The sequence below is a fragment of the Streptomyces sp. NPDC021749 genome (assembly GCF_040640655.1).
GTDB lineage: Bacteria > Actinomycetota > Actinomycetes > Streptomycetales > Streptomycetaceae > Streptomyces.
This window is the reverse complement of record NZ_JBFACE010000089.1, coordinates 1-9255: the sequence shown is the minus strand read 5'-3', so window position 1 is coordinate 9255 and position 9255 is coordinate 1. Positions and strand designations below refer to the sequence as shown.

The following is a 9255-nucleotide window of genomic DNA, read 5'->3' as shown; positions in this document are numbered from 1 at the left end:
AGCCCAGGACCGTGGAGGCGTGGCTGTTCTCGATGACGTCGTGCGCCGACTCCGCCCGCGACGGGTAGCCCGACAGGCCGCCCTTGGCACGCAGCTTGGAGAAGTCCTGACGGCCGGTGAGCAGCTTGTGGACGTACGACTGGTGGCCGGTGTCCCACAGGATGCGGTCGGCGGGTGAGTCGAAGACCCGGTGCAGGGCCATGGTCAGCTCGACCACGCCCAGGTTGGGGCCCAGGTGGCCACCGGTGCGGGCCACCGCGTGGACGAGGAAGTGCCGGATCTCTTCGGCGAGTCGGGGCAGGCGGTCGGCGGGGAGCGCCTTGAGGTCACGCGGTCCGCTGATGTGTTCCAGCATCGTCATGTTCGGTCCCCCTCGGGTGGTTCGGCGGCCGTGGCGCGGGGAGCCCGCCGTGGTGGCGGGCTCCCCGGACGCGACGGGTCAGCCGCGGTTTCCGGCGACGGTCTCCTTGGCCGCTCTGAGGGATTCCTTGAGGGACCCCATGGTGGCGAGGACGGCGGTGGGTTCGTAGCCGCAGTGCGCCATGCAGTTGGCGCAGCGCGGGTCCTTGCCGCGGCCGTATTTGTCCCAGTCCGTCTCCTCGATGAGTTCCCGATACGTCGGCACATAGCCGTCACTCATCAGGTAGCAGGGGCGCTGCCAGCCGAACAGCGAGTAGTTGGGGATCGCCCAGGCCGTGCACGGGAAGTCCGCCTTGCCCTCCAGGAAGTCCAGGAAGAGCGGGCTGTGGTTGAGCCGCCAGCGCCGCCGGTTGCCGCCGGCGAACGCCTTGCGGAACAGCTCGCGGGTCTGCTCGACACCGAGGAAGTGCTCCTGGTCGGGGGCCTTCTCGTAGGCGTACGCGGGCGACAGCATCATCTCGTCGACCTTGAGGTCGTCGTTGAGGAAGTTGAGGACCTCGATGACGGTCTGCGGGGTGTCGGTGTTGAAGAAGGTGGAATTGGTGGTGACCCGGAATCCGCGCCGCTTGGCTTCCTTGATCGCCGCGACCGCCTCGTCGAACACGCCTTCCTTGGCGACGGATTCGTCGTGCCGCTCGCGCATTCCGTCGATGTGCACCGCGAACGCGAAATAGGGCGAGGGGGTGAACTGGTCCATCTTCTTGCGGAGCAACATGGCGTTGGTGCACAGGAAGACGTATTTCCGCTTGGCCACCAACTGCCGTACGATCTCGTCGATCTGCGGGTGCATCAGGGGCTCTCCGCCGGCGATGGAAACCATCGGGGCACCGGACTCCAGGACCGCGCCGACCGCCTGCGCCACCGGCATTCGCTGCTTGAGCACCCCGGCCGGATGCTGGATCTTCCCGCAGCCCTCACACTTCAGGTTGCACGCGAAGAGCGGTTCCAGCTCGACGATGAGGGGGAATTTCTCGCGCCGCCGGATCATCTTCTGTTCAAAAAGATAGGTCCCGACCCGGATGGACTGACGGAGCGGCATGGCCATCTGGCTCACCTCCTGGGGAGCAGCAAAGAACGGTGCCATTCGTAGAAAACAGGAAGCACACTGCGCAGCACGCGGAAGGCCGATATTCCCCCGCGCACCGTGCCGATGCGGACGAGTTCATGTTCTGGAGCGTCCACGACCACCCGGACGGCCGCAACCGGACGGGCGCCGGCCCGCTGTGCCGTGCGGAGCGTGGCGGCGGACTCCATGTCCACCGCGATCGCGCCGGAGGCGTGCAGCTCGGCCCGTTCCGCGCCGCGTACGACGTGGTCGGAGCCGCGCAGCAGTCCGCGGTGCACGGTCAGGCCGCGCTGCCGCAGGGCGGCGAGCAGCGGCCCGTTGTCGCGGCAGGGCACGTCCGGCAGGCCCGGGCGGTGGTCCCGGGTGGCCTCGGCGACGACCACGTCCCCCGGGCGCATCCCGGGGGCGAGGCCGGCGCAGAAGCCGCTGGCGACGACGGGTGAACCTGCCGTGCCCGAGCCGTCACGCAACGCATCGGAAAGGGCGCGTTCGGCCGCCTGGGGGCCCATCCCGGTACGCAGCACGACGAGCTCGGGGCGGTCCTTGCCGGGGGCCGCCCGCCGGTCTCCCCCGCGCAGCGCGAACCGCTCGATGCCGAGCGCACAGGCGACCAGCAGCGGGGGGTCCGCGCTCGCGGGGGGCCGTCTCGGCATCAGGCCCCCACCGGCGCTCCGGCCGGTCCGCCGTTGACGTAGCGGCCCAGGGCGGTCAGCGGGAAGACCTGGCGGTAGAGGTGGTAGTTGATGGAGAAGTCCCAGGGGAAGCCGGTACCGGTGAAGTACGGCTCGTCCCAGGAACCGTCCTCGCGTTGGGTCGCGGCGAGATACCGCACCCCGCGCCGCACCGCCTCACTGTCCCGCTCACCGGCCGCGAGCAGCGCCATCAGCGCCCACGCGGTCTGCGAGGCGGTCGAGGGGCCGCGCCCGGCCCAGGCGTCCTTCTCCGCGTACGACCGCTGGTCCTCGCCCCAGCCGCCGTCGTCGTTCTGCACCCGCTCCAGCCAGCCGACGGCGCGGCGCACGGCCGGGTGGGAGGCGGGGACGCCGGCCGCGGCGAGCGCGGGCAGTACCGAGCCGGTGCCGTAGACGTAGTTGGTGCCCCAGCGTCCGAACCACGAGCCGTCCGGCTCCTGTTCGGCCAGCAGCCAGGCGATGCCGCGGCGGGTGCGCGGGTCGTGCGTGCGGCCGACCTCGGCGAGCATCTCCACGACATGGGCGGTGACATCGGCCGACGGCGGGTCGATGACCTCGCCGAAGTCGCAGAACGGCAGGCGGTTGGGGAGCGGGCTGGTGTTGTCGACGTCGAAGGCGCCCCAGCCGCCGCCCCGGGACTGCATCCCGAAGTTCCAGCGCACCGCGCGGTCCACCGCGGCCGCCACCCGCTGCGGGTCGGGGTGCTCGACCCGGAGCAGTGCGAGCACCACCTCCGCGGTGTCGTCGATGTCCGGGTAGTTGTCGTTGTGGAACTCGAACGCCCAGCCGCCTGGCGGGAGTTGGGGGCGCTTGACGCTCCAGTCGCCGGGCCGGTCGATCTGCTCGGCGAGCATCCAGTCGGCGGCCTTGACCAGCTGCGGGTGGTCGGCGGGCAGTCCGGCGTCGGCGAGCGCGATGGTGGCGAGGCAGGTGTCCCAGACCGGGGACTGGCAGGCCTCGATCATCCGCGAACCGTCCTCGCGCCACACCGCGAACCGGTCCAGGGAGGCCAGTCCCTCGCGCAGCACGGGGTGGTCGAGGTCGTAGCCGAGGAGGTGCAGGGCGATGATCGAGTACACGGCCGGCGGCTGGATGCCGCCCCAGCAGCCGTCGTTCTCCTGCCGTTCGACGATCCAGCGGGCCGCAGAGCGCATCGCGGCGCCGCGCAGCTTGCGCAGCGCGACCTTGTGGTAGGCCCGCAGCGCCTTGTCGAGGCGCTGGAAGACGCCGTCCCAGCTGGTGGCGGGGGCCAGCGGGCGGGGCGGGTTCGGGCGGCGGGGATCGGTGTGCAGCTCGTCGAGGGCGAACGGCGCCGGGCGGACCGGGCGTTTGGCGGAGACGATGGTCAGCGGCACGATGGTCTGCCGCGCCCAGCACCCGAAGTCGTAGATGTTGAGCGGGAACCACTTCGGGAAGAAGATGAGCTCCGGCGGGAGCTGGGGCAGGTCCTCCCACTTCCACCAGCCGAAGAGGGCCAGCCAGATGCGGGTGAAGACCCGGGAGGCGGCGACCCCGCCCTGTTCGCGGATCCAGGCGGACGCGGCCGCCATGTGCGGGGCGTCCGGTGCGTCCCCGGCGAGCCGGAGGGCGACGTAGGCCTCGATGGTGGTGGAGAGTTCACCGGGCCCGCCGTGGAAGGTGGCCCAGGTGCCGTCGGTGCGCTGCTCGGCGCGGAGGTAGCGGGCGGCGGCCTCGGTGGTTCCGGGGTCCGAGATGCCCAGGAACTGACGGAGCAGCAGGTCCTCGGCGTCCATCGTGACGTTGGTTTCGAGGTCGCCCTTCCACCATCCGGCCGGGTCCTGGACGGAGAGGAGGTAGTCGGTGGCGCGGGCGGTCGCGCGGCGGGCGGCCTCGGCCGTGTCCTCGGCGACGGCGGTGGCGGTCTTGCGGGCTGGTGCGGTCGTCTCAGCGGTGGCATCGCTGGCCGAAGGGGCCCGGGGCGGCAGCGCCCCGGTACTTCCGTCGGTCGTCGCTGTCATGGCTTCCCCTTCTGCAGTGAACTGTCAAAGCGTGCTCAGGGATTCCGTCGGCCGGCGCCAGGCTACGGCGCCGGCCGGCGACTGCGATCTATTCGGCGTCGGTAAGGAGTCATCTTTCTCGTACGACGACGAAGTCGGCGAGCGCGACGAGCTGGGCCCGGACCTTCTCCGGCATGTCGATCTCGTCGAGCGCGGCGATGGCGGTGGCGTGCTGGCGGCGGGCCTCCTGGGAGGTCCACTCGCGGCCGCCGGCCTCCTCGATGAGGGCCGCCCGGGAGGCGAACTCCTCCTCGGTGAAGTCGGCGATCTCGGTCTCGCTCTTCTTGGCGTCCTCGGCCAGGATCCCGGCCAGCCGCTCGGAGGCCGGGCCGCCGGCGGCCAGCGCGGCGACGACCGGCAGCGACTTCTTGCGCTGCCGCAGGTCGCTCCAGGTCTGCTTGCCGGTGGCGTCCGGGTCGCCCCAGATGCCCAGCAGGTCGTCGACGGCCTGGAAGGCGAGGCCGAGGTGGTAGCCGTACTTCTCCAGGGTGTCGGCGGTGCGGTCGTCGGCGCCACCCAGGACGGCGCCGATGGAGACCGCGCAGGCCAGCAGCGCGCCGGTCTTGTTGCCCTCCATCTCCAGGCACTCCTCGACGGTGACCCGCTCGCGGTGCTCGTAGGAGATGTCCTGGGCCTGGCCGTCGATGAGCTTGCGGGTGGCCAGGGTCAGCCGGCGGGTGGCGCGGCCGGCGTCGACCGTGCCGAGCTCCAGCAGTATTTCGTTGGCGAGGGCGAACAGCGCGTCGCCGACGAGGATGGCCTGCGCCGGGCCGTGCACCTTCCAGACCGTGTCGCGGTGCCGGCGCTGTTCGTCGCCGTCCATCAGGTCGTCGTGCAGCAGCGAGAAGTTGTGCACCAGCTCGACGGCGACAGCGCCGGGGATGCCGACCTCGGGGGCCGCGCCGGCGGCCTCGGCGGACAGCAGGGCGAGCGCGGGCCGGACGGCCTTGCCGCTGTCGCCGGACGCGGGTTTGCCGGTCGCGTCGATCCAGCCGAAGTGGTAGGCGGCGACGGTGTCCATGGGAGGGGCGAGCCGGCCCACGGCAGCACGCAGCACGGGAGTGGCGAGTGTCCGCCCGCGCTCCAGCAGCGCGGTGACGCTCTCGGTGTCGATAGCTGGGGAAGCCGGATTCACGGTTTCTCCTCTGTTTCCGATGCTCGTGCTCGTGCGAGCGCTCGTACTCGTAGTCATGCCGCCTCCTGAGGCAACTGGCCCTGGGGGAAGCCGAGTTCGTTGAGTGCCTCGCGAGCGGCGGCAGTGCCGCTGCGAACAGCGCTTTCCATGGTCGCGGGCCACCCGGTGGCGGTCCACGCACCGGCCAGGTACAGGCCGGGGGCTTGGGTGCGGGCGGCGGGGCGGAGCCTGCCGACGCCCGGGGCGGGCGCGAAGGTCGCGGTGCGCTCGCGGGTGACGAAGAAGTCGATGATCCGGGCGCCCCGGGCGGCCGGCAGCAGCCGTTCCAGCTCGGGGAGGTAGCGGGCGCGGAGTTTGGCGACCGGCTGGTCGATCTCCTCCTGCGCGGCGGACTGCGACACGGCCAGGTACTGGCAGCGTTCGTTCCCGGCCGTCTTGGTCAGTCCGGAGGCGTCGGTGCGGTCGAAGACCCACTGGACGGGCGAGCCGACCGCGGCGAAGAAGGGGCGGCGCAGGACCTTGCGGTCGTAGACGACGTGGAGGTTGAGGATCGGGGCGGTGCCGATGTCCAGCAGCCGGTCCCGGTCGGCCAGCGCCCCGGCGGGCAGCAGCCCGTGCGTCTCGCGCTGGGGGACGGCGAGGACGACGGTGTCCGCGGTGAGCCGTTCGCCGCCGTGCGGGCCGTTCTCCACGGCGATCTGCCAGCGGCCGTCGGTCCGGGCGAGGGACGCGGCGCGGGTGCGCAGCGCGATCCGCACCCCGGCCTTCTCCAGTGCCGTACGGGCGAGGACGTCGTGCACGTCACCGAGCGGGACCCGGGACCAGCCGATGTCGGCGGCGCCGGGGGCGGACAGCAGCCCGGTCTTGAAGACCTTGGCGGCCAGGCCCATCGAGGCGTCGCCGGCCCGGGCGTTGAGGGTGGCGATGCCGACCAGGTCCCACAGCGCCTCGACGGCCCGGGACGACTGGCCGTGGCGGCGCAGCCAGCTGCCGAAGTCGACGCCGTCCAGGACCGGGTCGGCCGGGTCGAGGCCCTTGAGCGCGAGGGTGGCGCGCACCACGCCGGCCCGCTCGGCCGGGGACAGGTGCGGATAGCCCGCGAGGCTGCCGGCGAGGTGCAGCGGGACCGGCAGGGCGGTGCGCCGCAGCCGGCCGAGCCGCATGCGGTCGGCGTCGAGAACGGGCACGTCCATGCGGTTCTGGAGGGGCACCAGGTGGGTCGCGCCGAGCCGGTCCAGCATCCGGGTGTACGCGGTGCAGCAGCGCAGGTAGACGTGCTGGCCGTTGTCGACGCTCAGCTCGCCGGCGGCCGAGTCGCGGCGGAAGGAGAAGACCAGGCCGCCCAGCCGGGGGCGGCCCTCGACGAGGGTGACCCGCAGCCCGGCGTCGGCCAGCGCGAGCGCGGCGGTGGTGCCCGCCAGCCCGCCGCCGACCACCACCGCGGTGGCTGTGGATGTCATGAGTGCTCCCCCCGTACGTGGGTCATGGACGCAGCCGTCCGGGGGAGGGTTGCCCGTCGTAGTGACGCGGGGTCACCGCTGTCGTGCGTGGCCCGGCCGGTCATCCGCGCCTCCGTACGGCCTGCCGGCGGCCGATCGCCCGCGCGTCGAGCCCGGACAGTCCGCGCACCGCGACGAACGCCTTCTCCCAGCCGGGCAGCGAGACCCGGCCGCGCAGCACCGCCTCGGGGTCGGCGGCGATCCGGGTGAGCAGGCGGTGGTAGATGCCGGCCATCGCGGCCACGCAGGCGCCGCTGCGCCGGTCGAGCATCGGCAGCAGCCGGAAGCCCTCGGCGAACAGCGCACGGGCGCGGTTCACCTCGTGGTGGACCAGGCCGGTGAAGTCGGAGCCGGGCGGCGGGACGGGGTGGGCGAACCCTGCCGAGCAGCCGAACTTGGCCAGGTCCTCTGCGGGGAGGTAGGTCCGGCCGTTGCCGGCGTCCTCGCGAACGTCCCGGAGGATGTTGGTGAGTTGGAGGGCGAGACCGAGGGTGTCGGCGTACTCGGCGGCGCGCTCGGCGTCCGGTGCGCCGGGCACGGTGCCGAACACGCCGAGCGAGAGCCGGCCGATGGCGCCGGCGACGCAGCGGCAGTAGACCTTCAGCTCGTCCCAGGTCTCGTAGCTCTCGCCGCGCACGTCCGCCAGCACGCCGTCGATCAGCTCGTCCAGCGCGTCGAGCGGGACGGGGAAGCGGCGGGCGGCGTCGGCGAGGGCGACGGCCACCGGGTCGGTGTCGTCCTCGTCGAGCCGGCCGTCCTTGATACGGGCCAGCAGTTCCCGGGTGTCCTCCAGGCGCTGCTGCTTGGCGGCGGGCTCCAGATTGCCGTCGCCGATGTCGTCGACCCGGCGGGAGAAGGCGTAGAGCGCCGACATCGCATGGCGCTTGTCGGTCGGCAGCAGCCGGATGCCGTAGGCGAAGTTGCGTGCCTGCTGCCCGGTGATGGCTTCGCAGTAGCGGTATGCAGCGAGCACCGGCGCGGACGCGTGTGCGGTTGCCTCCACGGTCCGACTCACCCCTCTCTTCGCAATGTCGCCCCCACCTCGCGCAGCAGGCTGAGCTTGGTCGGTCTGGGCGGTCCAGGGAGTACGTCGTGTTCGGCGGCCGCGACCGCCTGGAGTGCGGCACGTCCGCCGGCGACGAAACCGGCCAGCAGCAGCTTGAGTCTGCCGTGCACGCTACCCACCAGCGCGGTGCCTTCATTCAGCAGGTCACGGGCGCGTTCCGCCTCGTAGGCGATCAGTGCGCGCACCGATGCGCCCCCGCTCGGCGCGGCCAGATCGGCTTCCGAGACGCCGAAGCGTTTCATGTCCTCGGCGGGGAGGTAGATGCGGTCGCGCCCCAGGTCCTCGGCCACGTCCTGGAGGTGTTCGACGATTTGCAGGGCGGTGCAGACGGCGTCCGAGCGGCGGATGCGCTCGGGGCTGGCGGTGCCGGTGATGCCGAGGACGAGCCGGCCGACGGGGTTGGCGGACAGCGCACAGTAGGCGGCCAGGTCGTCGTAGGTGGCGTAACGGCTCACCCGCTGGTCCTGGCGGTTGGCCTCGATCAGGCCGAGGAACGGTTCGGGGGTCAGCTCGCAGCGGCGGACGGTCGGGCCGAGGCGGCGCATCAGAGGGTGCTTGGGGCCGGGTGCGCGGTCGCTGAAGACGCGCTCCAGGTCCGCCTCCAGGGCGTCGAGCAGCGCGGGCCGGTCGTCGAACTGTGCCCGGTCGAGCCCGAGGAGTACGGCATCGCCGCCGCCGGGCGCGAGGTCGCCGTCGCCGATGTCGTCGACGAGCCGGGCGAAGCCGTAGACGGCCATCAGATCGGCCCGCCAGGCGCGGGGCAGGAAGAACGGCGCGACCGGGAAGTTCTCGTGTGCGGCCTGATCGAGCACGGTGCGCGTCTGGTCCCGCCCGTCACCCGCCGCCACCCTTCGGAGGAAGGCGCGACGCGCCCGCTCGTTGTCTCGGCTCACCGTGGGCTGCCCGGCGCATTTCGGTGCCGGAGCGAACCAGTAGCCATTGCCGTCACGTCTCCCGTTCTACACCGCCAAGCTAAAACATCCTATTTCGGACACGCCGCCGCCGACGACGCGCCCCGATCGAGCCCTCATCGCCCTCTTGGGTGAGTATTGCCCGACTTGTGCCACTTGTGCTTTTCGGCACCCGTACAGCTTACGCCGTACATCTCCCGTGCGTCCGAGTGGGTACCGAAGCCCGGGGCAACGATCCGGTCGACAACCACTGCGGACGAACTGTTCTCGTCGTCCGTGGAGTTGACCATCTCTTCACCGTCGAAGGCCCCCGCGGGGCGCACCCGCGGGGGCCTTCCAGGTGTTCAGGGGAACTACTTGCCGGTCTCCTTCTCGTAGGCCTTGATGACCTCGTCGGTGGGGCCGTCCATCAGCAGTTCGCCGCGTTCCAGCCACAGCACCCGGTCGC

The 9255-nt window shown here is 71.9% G+C and carries 8 protein-coding genes and 1 pseudogene; all 9 read right to left on the bottom strand.

The genetic code is table 11. The features are described from left to right. Window positions 1-361: 1-deoxy-D-xylulose-5-phosphate synthase N-terminal domain-containing protein (locus AB0G35_RS37030; RefSeq protein ID WP_360959132.1), on the bottom strand; the 361-nt coding region annotated here is incomplete at its 3' end. Between the two features lie 78 nt (window positions 362-439). Next, window positions 440-1465: an adenosyl-hopene transferase HpnH gene (hpnH, locus tag AB0G35_RS37025; protein ID WP_360959129.1), complete on the bottom strand. Its 1026-nt coding sequence runs from the start codon at window positions 1463-1465 to the stop codon at window positions 440-442. 5 nt (window positions 1466-1470) lie between these two features. After that, on the bottom strand, window positions 1471-2139 hold the full coding sequence (locus AB0G35_RS37020; protein WP_360959127.1) for a 1-hydroxy-2-methyl-2-butenyl 4-diphosphate reductase: 669 nt from the start codon (window positions 2137-2139) through the stop codon (window positions 1471-1473). Then, on the bottom strand, window positions 2139-4157 hold the full coding sequence (shc, locus tag AB0G35_RS37015) for a squalene--hopene cyclase (protein WP_360959125.1): 2019 nt from the start codon (window positions 4155-4157) through the stop codon (window positions 2139-2141). Before shc ends, AB0G35_RS37020 begins: the two co-directional genes overlap by 1 nt. A 109-nt stretch (window positions 4158-4266) precedes the next feature. Next, window positions 4267-5331 carry a polyprenyl synthetase family protein gene (locus AB0G35_RS37010; protein ID WP_360959122.1) on the bottom strand — a complete coding sequence of 355 codons (1065 nt, stop codon included), beginning with the start codon at window positions 5329-5331 and terminating at the stop codon, window positions 4267-4269. 53 nt (window positions 5332-5384) lie between these two features. Continuing rightward, window positions 5385-6791, bottom strand: a complete 1407-nt coding sequence (gene hpnE / locus AB0G35_RS37005) for a hydroxysqualene dehydroxylase HpnE (protein ID WP_360959119.1) — start codon at window positions 6789-6791, stop codon at window positions 5385-5387. 100 nt (window positions 6792-6891) lie between these two features. Further along, window positions 6892-7833: a presqualene diphosphate synthase HpnD gene (gene hpnD, locus AB0G35_RS37000; RefSeq protein WP_360959116.1), complete on the bottom strand. Its 942-nt coding sequence runs from the start codon at window positions 7831-7833 to the stop codon at window positions 6892-6894. Window positions 7834-7841: 8 nt separating this feature from the next. Then, window positions 7842-8708: a squalene synthase HpnC gene (gene hpnC / locus AB0G35_RS36995; RefSeq protein WP_360959135.1), complete on the bottom strand. Its 867-nt coding sequence runs from the start codon at window positions 8706-8708 to the stop codon at window positions 7842-7844. Between the two features lie 452 nt (window positions 8709-9160). Then, a pseudogene (locus tag AB0G35_RS36990) lies at window positions 9161-9255 on the bottom strand (ABC transporter ATP-binding protein); the annotation flags it as partial.

Coding starts and splice junctions, on each gene's coding strand:
- hpnH (WP_360959129.1), bottom strand. CDS start 1,465: ATGGCCATGCCGCTCCGTCAGTCCATCCGGGTCGGGACCTATCTTTTT.
- AB0G35_RS37020 (WP_360959127.1), bottom strand. CDS start 2,139: ATGCCGAGACGGCCCCCCGCGAGCGCGGACCCCCCGCTGCTGGTCGCC.
- shc (WP_360959125.1), bottom strand. CDS start 4,157: ATGACAGCGACGACCGACGGAAGTACCGGGGCGCTGCCGCCCCGGGCC.
- hpnE (WP_360959119.1), bottom strand. CDS start 6,791: ATGACATCCACAGCCACCGCGGTGGTGGTCGGCGGCGGGCTGGCGGGC.